This is a genomic window from Modestobacter caceresii (assembly GCF_000761485.1).
GTDB lineage: Bacteria > Actinomycetota > Actinomycetes > Mycobacteriales > Geodermatophilaceae > Modestobacter > Modestobacter caceresii.
This window is the reverse complement of the sequence record NZ_JPMX01000041.1, coordinates 16,517-32,363: the sequence shown is the minus strand read 5'-3', so window position 1 is coordinate 32,363 and position 15,847 is coordinate 16,517. Positions and strand designations below refer to the sequence as shown.

Genomic DNA, 15,847 nt, shown 5'->3' with positions numbered 1-15,847 from the left:
GAACAGATCGCGCCCTCACCGACCGCGCTGGATCAGTTACCCAACACCCTCTCAGCCGTGGTCGGGGCCGGCCGACCCGGCCGGGTACTCCCGCAGCGGCACCTCACCCGCCGACCAGGCGGCCAGGACCGGCTCGACGATGCGCCAGGACTGCTCGGCCTCCACGTCGCTGATGGACAGGGTGGCGTCCCCGGCCAGCACCTCCCGCAGCAGCAGCCCGTAGGCCGACAGGTCGTTCGGGGGCAGGTCGATGTCCAGGGCGCGGCGCTCGAGATCGAACGGCTCGCCGGCCCCGTTGAGGTTCAGCTCCAGCGTGACGTGGTCGGGGTCGAGGCCCAGCCGCAGCACGTCCGGCTGGAGCTGCTGGTCACCGAAGGCCAGGTGCGGCACGGGCTTGAACCAGATGGCGATCTCCCGCCGGCCCGCGCCCAGTGCCTTGCCGCTGCGCAACCGGAACGGCACGCCCGCCCAGCGCCAGTTGTCGATCGTCACCGTGAACTCGGCGTGCGTCTCGGTCTCCCGCGCCGGGTCGACGCCCTCCTCGCTGGTGTAGTCGGGCAGCTCCCGGCCCTGGACGGTCCCGGCGGTGTACCGCCCGCGCACGGTGTCCCGGGCCATGTCGGCCGGGGGCCGGACCGCCCGCAGGACGTCGGCCTTGCGGGCGGACAGGCTGGCGCCGTCGACCGCGTTCGGCGGTTCCATCGCCACGAGGGCCAGCTGCTGGAGCAGGTGGTTCTGCAGCATGTCCCGCAGCGCGCCCGCCGTGTCGTAGTAGCCGGCGCGCCCCTCCAGGCCCAGCGTCTCATCGAAGACGATCTCGACGCGGTCGACGTGCGAGGCGTTCCAGACCGGCTCGAACAGCCGGTTGGCGAAGCGCAGCCCCAGGACGTTGAGCACGGTCTGCTTGGCCAGGAAGTGGTCGGTGCGGAACGCACGCTCCTCCGGGACCAGCCGGTGCAGGACGGCGTTGAGCTCCCGGGCGTCGGCCTCGTCGCGGCCGAAGGGCTTCTCCACGGCGATCGTCGTCCCCTCGGGCAGCTCGACCTCGGTGAGCGCCTCCAGGGTGGGGAGGAAGACGGTGTTCGGCAGGGCCAGGTAGACCACCGGGCGGCCCGGAACGCGGGCCAGCACCCGCCGCAGGTCGTCGGGGGCGGTGACGTCGCCGCGCTCGTAGCCGAGCAGGTCGACCAGACGGTCCTGGGCCTCCTCGGGCACGTGGCCGGCGTGCTCGGCGAGCCGGGTCCGCGCCCACTCCCGGTACTCCTGCTCCGACCAGTCGTCCCGGCCCACCGCCAGCACGTCGACGTCGCCGTCGAGCGCACCTGCCTGGACCAGCTGGGCCAGCCCCGGGAGGAGGAGGCGGCCGGCGAGGTCACCCGTCCCGCCCAGCACCACGAGGGTCGCCTGCATCGTCGTCCTCTCCGTCGTCGTGGCGGGCCCGCCGTCCGCAGGGCCCCTTCTCGCCCTGCCCAGGGCTCGCAGCCCTGAACCCCGGGACGCCTGATCAGCCGATCCGGCGAACGGCCGTGGTCCACTCCTGGGGAACCGGGACACGTCGGTGAGGAGGCGCAGTGAGCAGCACGCACGAGGTCCTCAACCAGGCGCCGCCGCGGGTCGACCTGGACGAGTACTCGACCAACCCGGCCCTGACCGAGGCGGTCGAGCGCCACGGCGCCGGATGGGCCGCCGACCACCTCGCCGAGGTCGGGTCGCTCGTCGGGCAGGCCGACTTCCAGCGGGACGCCGAACTCGCCAACACCCACCCGCCGGTGTTCGCCGGCCACGACCGCTGGGGCAACCGGGTCGACGCGGTCGAGTTCCACCCCGCCTACCACCGGATCAGCGCCGCGGCGATCGCGCACGGCGCGCACACCAGCTGCTGGGCGGAGCCGCGGCCCGGTGCGCACGTCGCCCGGGCAGCGGCGTTCATGCTCTTCGCCCAGGTCGAGCCCGGGCACGCCTGCCCGGTGAGCATGACCCACGCCGTCGTCCCCTCGCTGCGGGCGACGCCGGAGCTGGCCGACGTGTGGCTGCCCAAGGTGTTCTCCCGGGACTACGACCCCGAGCTGCGCGACCCGGCCACCAAGTCCTCCGCGGTCTTCGGCATGGCGATGACCGAGAAGCAGGGCGGCTCGGACGTGCGGGCCAACACCACCCGGGCCGTCGACGCCGGCGACGGCAGCTGGCGGCTGACCGGGCACAAGTGGTTCTGCTCGGCCCCGCAGTCCGACGCGTTCCTGGTGCTCGCCCAGACCGGCACCGGCCTCTCCTGCTTCCTGGTGCCCCGCGTTCTGCCGGGCGGTGACCGCAACGTGTTCCGCATCCAGCGGCTCAAGGACAAGCTGGGCAACCGGTCGAACGCCTCCTCGGAGACCGAGCTGGAGGGCACGGTCGGCTGGCTGGTCGGGGAGGAGGGGCGCGGGGTCCGCGCCATCATCGAGATGGTCGGGCAGACCCGGCTGGACTGCGTGCTGGGCAGCGCCGCCGGCATGCGGCAGGCCGTCGCCGAGGCCGCCTGGCACACCCGGCACCGCAGCGCCTTCGGTTCGACGCTGATCGACCAGCCGGCGATGACCGCCGTCGTCGCCGACCTGCAGCTGGAGGCCGAGGCCGCCACCTGGACGGCGCTGCGGGTGGCCGCGGCGTACGACAGCGAGGACGCCGAGTCGGTCGCGTTCCGCCGGCTCGCCACCCCCGTGGCGAAGTACTGGGTGTGCAAGCGCGGGCCGCACCACGCCTACGAGGCGCTGGAGTGCCTGGGCGGCAACGGCTACACCGAGGCCTTCCCGCTCGCCCGTCGCTACCGGGAGCAGCCGGTGATGGCGGTCTGGGAGGGCTCGGGCAACGTGATCGCCCTCGACGTCCTCCGGGCACTGGCCCGCGAGCCGGAGTCGGTGGCCGCCGTCGACGAGGAGGTCGCCTCGGCGCTGGGCCAGCACCGGGCCTTCGACGCGCACGTGCAGGCCACCCGGGCGCTCATCGGCCGGGTGCAGGCCGACCCGGGGAGCGCCCCGCAGCACGCCCGCCGGGTCGTGGAGGCGCTGGCGCTCGCCCTGCAGGGCGCCGTCCTGATCCGGGAGGCGCCGGCCGCCGTCGCCGACGCCTTCGTCGCGGCCCGTCTCGGGGCCGACCGCAGCCTCGAGTACGGGGCGCTGGACGCCGGCCTGGACCTCGCCGCGATCGCCGCTCGCGCCTGACCTCGTCCCACCGGCGGGATGCCTGCCGCCCTATCCTCCGCCGCATGACCGGACGTCGACGCACCTGGACCGCCGGAGCGGCCGCGCTCAGCGTGCTCGCCTGGGCCGCGTGGCTCGCCTGGGACCGGGAGTACCAGTTCGACCCGGCCACCAGCACCACCTCCGGCCCCTACGCGGAGTGGCAGGTCATCGGCTGCGTGCTGACGCTGCTGGCCGCGGCGGTGCTGGCCGGGTGGGTGCAGCGGCCGCTCGTCGCTGCGCTCGTGGTGACCGTGCCGTTCACCCTCTGCTGGACGGTCGACGCCGCGCTCCAGGACGAGACCGGGCTCTTCCTGGTCGGTGCCCTGCTGATCGCCGTGGGCCTGTTCCTCGGCTCGCTGCTCGTCGCCGTCGGGGTCGGCCGGGCCACCGGCCGCAGTCGGCTCGACGCCTGACCCCGCCCGGGGGACGGATCAGTCGGCGAAGCACGCGGTCAGCGCGCCGACCATCAGCGGGACGTCGAGGGCCGAGGCCAGCTCGCGGGCCGAGTGCATGGCCAGCATGGGTGCGCCGACGTCGACGGTCGCGATGCCCAGCCGGGTCGCCGTCAGCGGGCCGATCGTGCTCCCGCAGGGCAGGTCGGCGCGGGTGACGAACCACTGCACCGGCACCGACGCCTCCGCGCAACGCTCGGCGAACCAGCCGCTGGTCACCGCGTCGGTGGCATAGGCCTGGTTGGCGTTCACCTTCAGCACCGGCCCGCTGCCCAGCTGCGGCTGGTGGCCGGGCTCGTGCCGGTCGGAACGGGTCGGGTGGACGGCGTGCGCCATGTCCGCCGAGACCAGCCGGGACTGCGCCAGTGCCCGGGGGAGCGCCTGCGGGTCACCGGCGTCCAGGACCGCCACCAGCCGGCGGACGACGTCCTCCAGGAAGCTGCCGCGCGCCCCGGACATCGAGCCGCTGCCCACCTCCTCGTGGTCGTTGGCGACCAGCAGCTGGGTGCGGCTGGTGGCCGCCGCGGCGATCAGCGCCGTCACCCCGGCGTGGCAGCTGGCCAGGTTGTCCAGCCGCGGCGCGGCGATCCAGCTGCCGTCGGCGCCGGTGCGGCCGGCCGGCTGGGTGTCGGCGAGCACCAGGTCGTGCCCGACGACGTCCTGCACGGCCGCGCCCACCTCGGTGGCCAGCGCCTCTCGCAGGCCCGGCTCGGTGCCCAGGTCCTGAGACCAGACCGGCACCAGTTCCCGCTGCGGGTCCAGCTTCAGGCCTTCGCGCACGCTGCGGTCCAGGTGGATCGCCAGCGACGGCAGCCGCAGCGCCGCACCGGGCAGCCGCACCAGTGCGGTGCCGCCGCCGCGCAGTGCCACCCGGCCGGCCACCGTGAGCTCCCGGTCCAGCCAGGTGTGCCACAGCCCGCCGCCGTAGGGCTCGACGCCGACCAGCCGGTACCCGGCCTGGCGGACGTCGTCGCGCGGCCGCACCTTGAACGTGGGGGAGTCGGTGTGCGCGCCGACCAGCCGCAGCCCCGCCTCGGCCGGGGAGGCGCTGCCGACCCGGAACGCGATCAGGCTGCCGTGCCGGACGACGAAGTGCTGACCGCCGGGGGCCAGCTCCCACCGGTCGGCCTCGGCGAGCTCGGTGAAGCCGGCCGCGCGCAGCCGCCGGGCGAGCTCCGCGACGGCGTGCGACGGGGACGGGGAGGTGTCGACGAAGGCCCGCAGGTCGTCACCGAGGGAGAGGTCCGGCATGGGCCCATCTTGCTCGACCGGCTCGGTCCCGTCCGACCCGCGTTTGGCGTGGGCAGCGCGGGTAGGTCGGGTGCATGGCCGACGACATCGAGATCGATGCCCAGGGTGAGCATGGCTACCTCGTGACCCAGCCGAGCGAGCTGGAGGACGTGCGCACCTGGTTCAAGGTGACCCCCGAGGTGATGGACCAGCTCGGCGCCGACGACGAGGAGGACGTGGTCCTGCGCACCGTGCAGTTCCTGCGCAGGCACCAGGACGTCGCCGACTTCCCGGAGACCGTCGACCTGGAGGACGTCATCGCCAGCTACGACGAGTACCTGACGGTCATGACGGCGGACTGATCACCATCGCGGTGCGGATGGGATGCTGCGACCTGTGACCGAGCCCACGCTGCCCGCCGACCCCGCAGCCCTGGCCGCTGCCTTGGAGGGCACCGGCTACCTGCCTGACGAGGGCCTGGCGACGGCGGCCTACCTGGCGCTGGTGATGCACCGCCCGCTGTTCCTGGAGGGCGAGGCCGGGGTCGGCAAGACCGCGCTGGCCCGGGCACTCGCCGACGTCACCGGCCGGCCGATCTACCGGCTGCAGTGCTACGAGGGCCTGGAGGCCAGCCACGCCCTCTACGACTGGGACTTCGGCCGCCAGCTGCTGCACCTGCGCGCCGCCGAGGCCGCGGGTACCGCCGAGCGCGCCGAGGAGCTGGAGGCCTCGCTCTACGACCGCCGGTTCCTGCTGGCCCGCCCACTGCTGCAGGCGCTGGAGGACTCCCCGTCGGTGCTGCTCATCGACGAGGTCGACCGGGCCGACGACGAGTTCGAGGCGTTCCTGCTCGAGGTGCTCAGCGACTTCACCATCTCGATCCCGGAGCTGGGGACGATCCGGGCGCAGACGCCACCGCTCGTCGTCCTCACCTCCAACCGCACCCGCGAGGTGCACGACGCGCTCAAGCGCCGCTGCCTCTACCACTGGCTGGAGCACCCCGACTTCGAGCGCGAGGTGGCGATCCTGCGCCGCCGGCTGCCCGACGTCACCGAGGAGCTGGCCCGTCAGGTCGCCCGCGCCACGGCCCGGCTCCGCGAGCTCGACCTGCTCAAGCCGCCCGGGGTCGCCGAGGCGATGGACTGGGCGACCGCCCTGCACGCCCTGGGCGCCCGCGAGCTCGACCCGGACACCGCGGCCCGCACGCTGGGGGCGGTGCTGAAGTACCGGGAGGACACCGACCGCGTGCACGCCCTCGCCCGGGGAGCGCTGTTCGGTGGTGGGTGAGCAGCGGGACGTCGTCACGACCGTGCTCGGGTTCGCCCGGACGCTGCGGCACGCCGGCGTCGACGCCTCCCCCGACCGGGTCGAGGCGATGCTGGCCGCGGTCGCGCACCTCGACGTCCTCGACCCCACCGCCGTCTACTGGTCCGGTCGGCTGACCCTCTGCGCAAGCCCCGACGACCTCGAGCGCTACGACGCCGGCTTCGCCGCCTACTTCGGGGGCGAGGCGCCGCGCGCCCGGCGGCCGTCGGGGGCGGAGGAGCAGCGGGTCGCCCAGTCCGCGCCGCTGCAGACCGGCGAGGGCAGCCAGGAGGGCGGGGAGCCCACCGAGCTGGCCACCCAGGCCAGCGGCGAGGAGGTGCTCCGGCACCGGGACGTCGCCGAGCTGACCGTGGCCGAGCGCGACCAGCTGCGCCGGCTGTTCGCGCTGCTGGTCCCGGCCAGCCCGATGCGTGCGTCACGGCGGCGCAGCCCGTCGGCGCACGGGGCGATCCACCGGGCCCGCACCGTCCGGCGGGCGCTGCGTGACGGCGGCGAGATCACCCGGCTGGTGCACCACCGGGCCCGGCCGCGCCCGCGCCGGGTGGTGCTGCTGATCGACGTCTCCGGGTCGATGAGCCCCTACGCCGACGCGCTGCTGCGGTTCGGGCACGCCGCCGTCCGGGCCCGGCCGGCCAGCACCGAGGTGTTCACCATCGGCACCCGGCTGACCCGGGTGACCCGCGAGCTGCGGCTGCGCGACCCGGACAAGGCGCTGGCCGCCAGCGGTTCGGCGATCCCCGACTGGTCCGGTGGCACCCGGATCGGCGAGGTGCTCAAGGCGTTCCTGGACCGCTGGGGCCAGCGCGGCACCGCCCGCGGCGCGATCGTGGTGGTCTGCAGCGATGGCTGGGAGCGTGGCGGCCCGGAGCTGCTGGGTGAGCAGATGGCCCGGCTGGCCCGGTTGGCGCACGCCGTCGTCTGGGTCAACCCGCACAAGGGCCGGGCCGGCTACGAGCCGCTGACCGGCGGGATGGTGGCGGCGCTGCCGTCGGTCGACTGCTTCGTCGCCGGGCACAGCCTGGCCGCCTTCGAGGAACTGGCAGGAGTGATCACGCGTGCCTGAAGGTGGAAGGACCTCGTCCTCCTCATCCCTCGCGGGCTCGGGACGAGCCTCTGGACGAGGCCGGAAGGAGTTCTCTCATGCGCGACGTTCTTGACGACCTGGTCGGGTGGTGGCAGGCGGGGGAGACCGTCGGCGTGGGCACCGTGGTGGGCACCTGGCGGTCCGCGCCGCGCCCGGCGGGGGCGTCGATGCTGGTCGGCCCGGACGGGACGGCGGTGGGCAGCGTCTCCGGCGGCTGCGTCGAGGGCGCGGTCTACGCGGAGGCGCAGGACGTCCTCGCCAGCGGCGAGCCCACCCTGGAGCGGTACGGGGTGAGCGACGACGACGCCTTCGCCGTGGGCCTGACCTGCGGCGGGATCCTCGACGTCTACGTGGAGGCGATCTCCCGCGAGTCCTTCCCCGAGCTCGGTGACGTGGCCGCGTCGGTGGGCGCGCACGAGCCGGTCGCCGTCGTCACCTGCGTGAAGGGCCCGGCCGACCGGCTCGGCAAGCGGCTGGTGCTCTGGCCGGACCGCGCCTCGGGCACGCTCGGCGCCCAGCGGCTGGACGACGCCGTCGCCGACGACGCCCGCGGCATGCTCGCCGCCGGCCGGACGGCGACCCTCACCTACGGCCACGACGGCGAGCGGCGCGGCGACGAGCTGACCCTGTTCGTCTCCTCCTTCGCCCCGCCGGCCCGGATGGTGGTGTTCGGCGCGATCGACTTCGCCGCCGCCGTCGCCCGGGTGGGGTCGTTCCTCGGTTACCGGGTGACCGTCTGCGACGCCCGGCCGGTGTTCGCCACCGCCCGCCGCTTCCCCGACGCCGACGAGGTCGTCGTGGAGTGGCCGCACAAGTACCTGCAGGCCCAGGTGGACGCCGGGGCGATCGACGAGCGCACGGTGCTCTGCGTGCTCACCCACGACCCGAAGTTCGACGTCCCGCTGCTGGAGGTCGCGCTGCGACTGCCTGTCGCCTACGTCGGCGCGATGGGGTCGCGGCGCACCCACGACGAGCGGCTGGCCCGGCTGCGCGAGGCCGGGCTGACGGAGGACGAACTGGTCCGTCTCGCCTCACCGGTCGGGCTGGACCTCGGCGCTCGCACCCCGGAGGAGACCGCCGTCTCGATCGCCGCGGAGATCATCGCCGGCCGCTGGGGCGGCACCGGCGAGCGCCTGGCCGAGGTCGCCGGCCCCATCCACCGCACCGCCGACCGCTAGCAGGGGCCGAAGTCGCGACTTTGGCCCTCAGCCGGGCCACCACAATGGCCATTGTGGTGGTGGTGGGTCAGGACGGGTGGGACGGCGGGGGCCAGGCGGGGGCGAGCTCGGCGAGATCCCACCACAGGCCTGCCATGACCTGCAGGGACTCCCGGACCAGCCCGATCGGCAGGTGCTCGTCCGGGGCGTGCTGGGCGCAGCCGGGGTAGGAGTGCGGCACCCAGACGGTCGGCAGCCCGAGCACGTCGGCGAAGGCCCCGTTCGGCAGCGACCCGCCCAGGTTGGGCAGCAGCGCTGGCCGGACGCCGGTGGTGCGCTCCAGGGAGGCGAGCGTCCAGGCGACCCAGGGGTCCTCGGGGTCGAGGCGGGTGGCGGCCATCGCGAGGTCCTGGCTGACCTCGACCGCACCGAATCCGGCCGCGGCCAGGTGGGCGCGCACCTGGTCGGCCACCGAGCCGCCGTCCGTGCCGACGACGAAGCGCAGCTGGCAGTGCGCCCGGGCCGACGGCGGGATTGCGCCGACCGGGGCCTCCGGGTCGCCGGCGGTCATCGCCAGCACCTCGAGGGTGTTCCAGCCGAACAGCCGCTCGCTGGGCGTCAGCCCGGGCTCACCCCACTCCGGGTCGATGGCGGGTGCGTCCGGCCCCTGGTCCAGCGGCACGTCCACCAGCGCCCGCCGCACCGGCTCGGGGACGCCGTCCGGGCGCAGGCCCTCGACCAGCAACCGCCCGCGGCCGTCGACCAGGCTGGCCAGCGCGTTGGCCAGCACCGTGGCCGGGTTGCTCAGCACGCCGCCCCAGTTGCCGGAGTGGTGCGCCGCGGCGCGGGCACGCACCGACAGCGTCAGGTTCACCGCGCCCCGGGTGCCCAGGAAGACGGTGGGCCGGTCGGCGGCGACCCGCGGGCCGTCCGAGCCGATCAGCAGGTCGGCGGCGAGCTCGTCGCGCAGCTGGTGGCAGACCTCGTCCAGGCCGGGGGAGCCGAACTCCTCGCCCATGTCCAGCAGCAGCGTGACGTTGTAGCCCAGCCGGCCACCGCGCACGGCGAGCACCTGCTCCAGCGCGACCAGGTTGACGCTGTGCTGGCCCTTGTTGTCGGCAACGCCGCGCCCGTACCAGCGGTCGCCCTCGACCACGACCCGCCAGGGGTCGAGCCCGTCCCGCCACTGCTCCGGGTGGGCGGGTGCACGTCGCCGTGGCCGTAGGTGAGCACGGTGGGCAGCCCGGGGTCCTCGACCCGCCGCGCGACCAGGAAGGGGTGGCGCGGTGAGACGGGGTTCTCCACGATCCGCGCGGTGAAGCCCAGCCGCTCCACCTGCGGCACCATCTCGGCGGTCAGGTACTCCCGCAGCACCGGCTCGCGGGCGGGGTCGGCGCTCTCCGTCGGCAGCGCGACCCGGCGGGCCAGGTCGGTCAGGAAGACGCCGGAGTCGAGCTGCTCGGCGGCGCGGGCGCGGGCGAGGGCGGTCTGGCGGTCCACGCCGTCCACGTTCGCAGTCCTCGGCCCCGGCCGCCCACCCCCCCCCGGGGGGCCAAAGTCGCGACTTTGGCCCCCGAGCCCACCACCAAAATGGCCATTTTGGTGGTCGAGGGAGTCGAGGGGGGACGATCGGCGGGTGACGGACGAGGACCTGCCGTACCGCTACGACGTCGAGGTCGTCGGGCTGCTCGCCTCGCCGGCGCACCGCTGGGACGGCCGGCCCGACCCTGCCCTGGCCGGACCGGTCGAGCGCACCGACCGGGTCGAGGTGCGGGCCGGGCTGGGCATCGTCGGCGACCGCTACTTCGGCCGGCCCGCCCACCGGGACGCCTCGGTGACGGTGCTCGCCGCCGAGGGGCTGGACCACCTGGCCGACGAGCTGGGCAGCGGGCCGTTGGACCCGCTCGCCGCCCGGCGCAACGTCGTCCTGCGGGGTGCGGAGGTCGAGGCGCTGCGCGGGGAGCCGTTCAGCCTGGACTCCGGGGAGGGGGTCGTCGTCCTGGCCGGTGGGCGGCCGGCCCACCCGTGCGCCTGGCTGGACCTCGCGCTCACCCCCGGCGCACACCGCGGGCTCCGCGGGCGGGCGGGGGTCCGCTGCGCACCACGGTCGGACGGCGTCCTTCGGCTGGGCCCGGCCGTGCTGCGCACCGCCGTCCCGCTGGACCCGGCGCAGGCGGGTGCCGCCGTGCGGCCCGCGCCCCGTCCGCCGACGGGGCGCGGGTCCGGTCAGCGGTCGGCGTCGGTGTAGACGACCATCCCGCGGATGTTCTTGCCGTCGCGCATGTCCTGGTAGCCCTGGTTGATCTCGGCCAGGGAGTACTTCTGCGTCACCAGCCCGTCGAGCTTGAGCTGACCTGCCTGGTAGAGGGCGAGCAGGGCCGGGATCTCCGCGCGCGGGTTCGCGCCACCGAAGATCGCGCCCTGCAGGTCCTTCTGCAGCAGCGTGAACTCGAACAGGTTCAGCTTCACGTCCATGTTGGCCGCGTTGCCCATGCCGGTGACGACGACCCGGCCGCCCTTGCCGATCATCGAGACCGCGGCCTGGATGTCCTCCCCCTGGATGTCGCCGACGGTGATGATCGCCTTCTCCGCCATCCGGCCCCAGGTCATCTCGTTGACCACCGGCGTGGCCTCCTCGACGCTGGAGAACACGTGGGTGGCGCCGAAGTCCTTGGCCCACTGGTGCTTCGCGACGACCGGTTCGATCACCACCACGCGCAGCGCCCCGGCCGCCGCGGCGCCCTGGACGGCGTTCATGCCCACGCCGCCGGCGCCCATGATCACGACCGTCTCGCCCGGGCGGACGTCGGCCACCTTGGTCGCCGAGCCCCAGCCCGTGGTCACGCCGCAGCCGACCAGCGCGGCGACCTCCAGCGGGATGTTCGGGTCGATCTTGATCACCGACGCCTCGTGCACGGTGATGTAGGGGGCGAACGTGCCCAGCAGGCACATCGGGACGACGTCCTTGCCGCCGGTCTGCACCCGGTAGGAGCCGTCGGAGATCGACGTCCCGGCCAGCAGGCTGGCGCCGAGGTCGCAGAGGTTCTGGTGGCCGTTGGAACAGGGCGGGCACTGCCCGCAGGCCGGGATGAACGCGGTGACGACGTGGTCGCCGACGGCCAGCCCGGTGACACCGGGGCCCACCTCGGTGACGACGCCGGCGCCCTCGTGCCCGCCGAGCACCGGGTAGGAGCCGACCGGGGTGCCGCCGGTGACCAGGTGTTCGTCGGAGTGGCACAGCCCCGAGGCCGCCAGCTGCACGGTGACCTCGTTGGCCCGGGGGTCCCCGATCTCGATCTCCTCGATCGACCACTCCTGGCCGATTCCCCACAGGATGGCGCCCTTGGTCTTCAAGTCATGTCCTCCAGGTCTGCAGCGACCACGTCGTCGTTGATGTGGTCTCTCTCACAGCCTGCGGAGGCCGGTGGGTGCCGTCAAGGCGGGATGTCGGGGATCCCGGGCGGACAACGGTCCACGGCCGTGTGCGCAGGGGTGGCGGGCGACCGTGCGGTGCGTCACAGTGCAGCGACTCCGCACGCCCTCGATGGTGCGGACACTGCCGACGAGAGGCGTCAACGTGGACAACCTCGCTGTGCTCAGCCTGCTGGCCCTGCTCCCGATCCTGGTGGTCGGTGTGCTGCTGGCCGGCCTCCGGTGGCCCGCCAAGCGGGCCATGCCGATCGGCTTCGTGGTCGTGGTGCTCGTCGCCCTGTTCGCCTGGGAGATGAGCCCCACCGCGATCGCCGCCTCGGCGGTCCAGGGGCTGCTGCTGGCCCTGACGCTGCTCTACATCGTCTTCGGCGCGCTGCTGCTGCTGGAGACCCTCACCAAGAGCGGCGCGATGGCGACCATCCGCGCCGGCTTCACCAGCATCAGCCCCGACCGCCGGGTGCAGGCGATCATCATCGGCTGGCTGTTCGGCAGCTTCATCGAGGGCGCGTCCGGCTTCGGCACCCCCGCCGCCGTGGTCGCCCCGCTGCTGCTGGCGCTGGGCTTCCCGGCCATGGCCGCGGTCATGGTGGGACTGATCATCCAGAGCACGCCGGTGAGCTTCGGCGCCGTCGGCACGCCCATCCTGGTCGGCGTCAGCGGCGGGCTGACCGGTTCGGACGCCGTTGAGGAGCGGACGGCGTTCCTCGGCATCGAGTTCCCCGAGTTCCTGGAGCGGATCGGTTTCCAGGTGGCCGCAATCCACGCCACCATCGGGACGCTGATCCCGCTGATCCTCGCCTGCATGCTGTGCGGCTTCTTCGGCGAGCGGAAGCGGTTCGCTGACGGCCTGGCGATCTGGCCGTTCGCGCTCTTCGCCGCCTTCGCGATGACCGTGCCCTACGTGACCGTCGCCGCGGTGCTCGGCCCGGAGTTCCCGTCGCTGCTCGGCGGCCTGATCGGCCTGGTCATCGTGATGTTCGCGTCCAGCCGCGGCTTCCTGATGCCGAAGGAGACCTGGGACTTCCCGGCCCGGCAGCGGTGGGCGACCAACTGGATGGGCAACCTCTCCCCGGAGGACGAGAAGGACGTCGCCGGCAAGAAGATGAGCATCTGGCTGGCCTGGACGCCGTACGTGATCGTCGCCGCCCTGCTGGTCCTGAGCCGGACCATCGACCCGATCACCGAGTTCCTGACCACCGGCTGGCGGGTCGTCACCGTGGACGACATCTTCGGCACCGGCATCGCCCAGGCGCTGCAGATGGTCTACCTGCCCGGCTTCCTGTTCATCCTCACCTGCCTGATCACCTACGCCATCCACCGGATGCGGCCGGCCGACATCGCCGCGTCGTGGAAGGTGGCCGGCAGCCAGCTGGCCGGCGCGGCGGTGGCGCTGCTGTTCGCGCTGCCGCTGGTCCGGGTGTTCATCAACTCCGGCGCCGACTTCAACGAGTCCGGGCTGGCGTCGATGCCGCTGACCCTGGCCGAGGGCGCGGCGTCCATCGCGGGCGACACCTGGCCGGCCTTCGCGCCGTGGATCGGTGCGCTGGGGGCGTTCGTCGCCGGCAGCAACACGGTCAGCAACCTGATGTTCTCGCTCTTCCAGTTCTCCACCGGTGAGCAGATCGGGGTGACCCCGGAGACCGTCGTCGCCACCCAGGCGGTCGGCGGCGCGGCCGGGAACATGATCACGGTGCACAACATCGTGGCGGCGTCGGCCACCGTCGGCCTGATCGGGCGGGAGGGCGACCTGATCCGCAAGACCGTCCTGCCGACGATCTACTACTGCCTGATGGCCGGTGGCATCTCGCTGGTGCTGATCTACGGGTTCGGGGCCAACCTGAGCACGCTGTGGCTGGCCGTCCTCCTGGTCGCGATCGCCGCGCTGATCATCGCGATGCGGCGCTCGCCCGGGAAGCCGAACAACGAGCTCGTCGACACGGCCGGGTCGCCGGCGGACAGCCCCACGACCGGTGGGGCGCCCGGCGACGGCCGGGACCAGACGGACATGGTGCCCGACCCCAACGCCACCCGCGACGACCGCTGATCGACGGACACCCCGCCCCCGCCGGGCGGGGTGTCAGTCGGGCAGGACGACGTCCAGGGTGAGCAGCTCGTGGGCGACCGTCCCCGTACCGCTCAGCCCGGCGAGTGCGGCGGTGCCCGAGCCGGCGACCACCCGGGCCCACTGGGTGGTCTCCACGCCCTCGCCCATGGCGGCTCCGTGCTCGAGCACGAAACTGCCCCGCCGGCCGGCCAGGGCGCCGGTGATCCGCTCCTGCGCCACGTAGGAGGCGCCGCGCTCGCCCTGGGTGGTGAGCGCGTGGCCGGTGGCCGAGCCGGTGAGGTCGTCGCCCTGGTAGGTCTTCACCAGCACGACCCGCGCAGTGGCCGGCGCGCCGGGCTCGGCGGTCTCCGGGTCCGGGACCGCGTCCCAGGTGTCGATGGTGAACGGCGCCGTCAGGTGCAGGTCCATGCCCGGCATCCTGGCCCGTGGCCTGCCGTCTGTCCCGGGGTGGGGCCACGGGCAGACTCATCGCCGTGACGGTGGTGGTGGTCGGCGCCGGGCCGGTCGGGGTGACGGCGGCGCTGCTGCTGGCCCGCCGGGGCATCGACGTCCTGGTGCTCGACCGGCACCCGGCCGCCTACCCGCAGCCGCGGGCGGTCCACCTGGACGACGAGTCGCTGCGGGTGCTGCAGGCCGCCGGCGTCGCCGAGGCGTTCGCCGCGGTCAGCCGGCCGATGGCCGGGCTGCGCCTGCTGGACGGCGAGCACCGGACGCTCGTCGAGTTCGGGCGGGGGGACGGCGAGCACGGCTGGCCGCAGGCGTCGATGTTCAGCCAGCCCGACCTGGAGGCGGTGCTGCGCGACGCGCTGGCCGCCGAGCCGCGGGCCGAGCTGCGCGGCGGGGTCGAGGTGTTGCACGTGGAACAACCGGGACCGGTCCGTCTCACCGTCCGCGACCGGGCCACCGGCGTCGAGGAGGAGCTGGTCGCCGACGCCGTGCTGGGGTGCGACGGCGCGAACAGCACGGTGCGCCGGCTGATCGCTTCGTGGATGCACGACCTCGGCCCCTCCGAGCGCTGGCTGGTGGTCGACCTGGCCGCCGACGCCCCGCTGGACGTCTGGCCCGGCGTGCACCAGGTCTGCGACCCGGTTCGCCCGGCGACGTTCATGCCCATCGCCGGCGACCGGTACCGCGCCGAGTTCCGGCTGGCCGCGGAGGAGTCCGCCGCCGACCTCGACCTCCCGGCGCTGCTCGGCCGGTTCGGGGCGCAGGGGTGCACCGTCGTCCGGACCGCGGAGTACACCTATGCCGCACAGGTGGCCGACCGGTGGCGGGACCGGCGGGTGCTGCTCTGCGGCGACGCCGCCCACCTGACCCCGCCGTTCATCGGCCAGGGCCTGGGCCTGGGGTTGCGCGACGTGCACCAGCTGACCTGGAAGCTGGCGGCGGTGCTGGACGGCGCGGACGACGCGCTGCTGGACACCCACCAGGCCGAGCGGGCGCCGCACGCCCGGGCGCTGATCCGGGTGGCGGTGCTGCTCGGCCGGCTGATGACCGGTGGCGGGGACCGGGCGGCACTGGTGCGCCGGGCGGCACTGACCAAGGTGCGCCGACTGCCGCGGCTGGCCGCTTTCGCCGCCGCCAGCCGGACGCCGCCACTGCGTCGCGGGCCGCTGGTGCGCCGGCCCCTCGTCGCACCCGGCTCGCCGGTCGGGTCGCTCGTGCCGCAGCCGCCGGTCCCTGGCAGCCCACGGCTGGACGACCTGCTCGGCCCCGGCTGGGCGGTGCTCACGGCCGGCGGGCCGGTGCCCGATGACTGGCCGGGTCCCATCGTCCGGGCCGACCGGCTCGGCTCGCCGGAGCTGGTCCGCTGGCTCGGCAGGCGTTCGGTGCTGGTGCGTCCCGACCGGATCGTCGCCGCCGTCGCTCGCGGTTAGCGTGAC

Annotated in this window: 14 protein-coding genes; 9 read left to right on the top strand and 5 right to left on the bottom strand. The window is 74.3% G+C overall.

Features of this window, described 5'->3' with window-relative positions:
* Nucleotides 1–51: 51 nt before the first annotated feature.
* Nucleotides 52–1,410 (bottom strand): glucose-6-phosphate dehydrogenase, encoded by a 1,359-nt coding sequence (locus tag IN07_RS10275; RefSeq protein ID WP_036335599.1) that lies wholly within the window; start codon nt 1,408–1,410, stop codon nt 52–54.
* Between the two features lie 161 nt (nt 1,411–1,571).
* Between IN07_RS10275 and IN07_RS10270 the strand changes: the two genes are divergently transcribed.
* Nucleotides 1,572–3,197 carry an acyl-CoA dehydrogenase family protein gene (locus IN07_RS10270; protein WP_036335597.1) on the top strand — a complete coding sequence of 542 codons (1,626 nt, stop codon included), beginning with the start codon at nt 1,572–1,574 and terminating at the stop codon, nt 3,195–3,197.
* A 44-nt stretch (nt 3,198–3,241) separates the two neighbouring features.
* The gene (locus IN07_RS10265; RefSeq protein ID WP_036335596.1) at nt 3,242–3,631 is read left to right on the top strand and encodes a hypothetical protein; all 390 of its coding nucleotides are present in this window, start codon (nt 3,242–3,244) and stop codon (nt 3,629–3,631) included.
* A gap of 18 nt (nt 3,632–3,649) precedes the next feature.
* Here the strand turns inward: IN07_RS10265 and IN07_RS10260 are convergent, their stop codons facing one another.
* The gene (locus IN07_RS10260) at nt 3,650–4,921 is read right to left on the bottom strand and encodes a M18 family aminopeptidase (RefSeq protein WP_036335594.1); all 1,272 of its coding nucleotides are present in this window, start codon (nt 4,919–4,921) and stop codon (nt 3,650–3,652) included.
* A 74-nt stretch (nt 4,922–4,995) separates the two neighbouring features.
* Here IN07_RS10260 and IN07_RS10255 point away from each other — a divergent pair, with 74 nt between their 5' ends.
* From IN07_RS10255 to IN07_RS10240, 4 genes are all read left to right on the top strand, one after another.
* Nucleotides 4,996–5,262, top strand: coding sequence for a hypothetical protein (locus IN07_RS10255; RefSeq protein ID WP_036335593.1), 267 nt, complete (start codon nt 4,996–4,998; stop codon nt 5,260–5,262).
* 34 nt (nt 5,263–5,296) lie between these two features.
* Entirely contained in the window at nt 5,297–6,187 is an 891-nt protein-coding gene (locus tag IN07_RS10250; RefSeq protein WP_197058426.1) for an AAA family ATPase, read from the top strand.
* The gene (locus IN07_RS10245) at nt 6,177–7,289 is read left to right on the top strand and encodes a vWA domain-containing protein (protein ID WP_081975317.1); all 1,113 of its coding nucleotides are present in this window, start codon (nt 6,177–6,179) and stop codon (nt 7,287–7,289) included. Before IN07_RS10250 ends, IN07_RS10245 begins: the two co-directional genes overlap by 11 nt.
* Before the next feature lie 77 nt (nt 7,290–7,366).
* Complete coding sequence (locus tag IN07_RS10240; RefSeq protein WP_036335590.1) at nt 7,367–8,488, top strand: XdhC family protein; 1,122 nt, start codon at nt 7,367–7,369, stop codon at nt 8,486–8,488.
* Nucleotides 8,489–8,555: 67 nt separating this feature from the next.
* Here IN07_RS10240 and IN07_RS10235 read toward each other — a convergent pair whose 3' ends face one another.
* On the bottom strand, nt 8,556–9,623 hold the full coding sequence (locus IN07_RS10235) for a M20/M25/M40 family metallo-hydrolase (protein WP_231558093.1): 1,068 nt from the start codon (nt 9,621–9,623) through the stop codon (nt 8,556–8,558).
* Nucleotides 9,624–10,103: 480 nt separating this feature from the next.
* On the opposite strand from IN07_RS10235, the gene IN07_RS10230 reads away from it, so the two are divergent.
* A complete protein-coding gene (locus IN07_RS10230; protein WP_081975316.1) occupies nt 10,104–10,715 on the top strand; it encodes an MOSC domain-containing protein in 612 nt (203 codons plus the stop codon).
* On the opposite strand, the gene IN07_RS10225 is transcribed toward IN07_RS10230, so the two are convergent.
* Nucleotides 10,694–11,821, bottom strand: a complete 1,128-nt coding sequence (locus tag IN07_RS10225) for an NDMA-dependent alcohol dehydrogenase (protein WP_036335589.1) — start codon at nt 11,819–11,821, stop codon at nt 10,694–10,696. The genes IN07_RS10230 and IN07_RS10225 overlap by 22 nt on opposite strands.
* Before the next feature lie 223 nt (nt 11,822–12,044).
* On the opposite strand from IN07_RS10225, the gene IN07_RS10220 reads away from it, so the two are divergent.
* Nucleotides 12,045–13,943: an L-lactate permease gene (locus IN07_RS10220; protein ID WP_064972398.1), complete on the top strand. Its 1,899-nt coding sequence runs from the start codon at nt 12,045–12,047 to the stop codon at nt 13,941–13,943.
* A 33-nt stretch (nt 13,944–13,976) separates the two neighbouring features.
* Here IN07_RS10220 and IN07_RS10215 read toward each other — a convergent pair whose 3' ends face one another.
* Nucleotides 13,977–14,372, bottom strand: a complete 396-nt coding sequence (locus IN07_RS10215) for a DUF3224 domain-containing protein (protein ID WP_197058424.1) — start codon at nt 14,370–14,372, stop codon at nt 13,977–13,979.
* A gap of 65 nt (nt 14,373–14,437) precedes the next feature.
* Between IN07_RS10215 and IN07_RS10210 the strand changes: the two genes are divergently transcribed.
* On the top strand, nt 14,438–15,841 hold the full coding sequence (locus IN07_RS10210; RefSeq protein WP_052091108.1) for a bifunctional 3-(3-hydroxy-phenyl)propionate/3-hydroxycinnamic acid hydroxylase: 1,404 nt from the start codon (nt 14,438–14,440) through the stop codon (nt 15,839–15,841).
* The last annotated feature ends 6 nt before the right edge of the window (nt 15,842–15,847 follow it).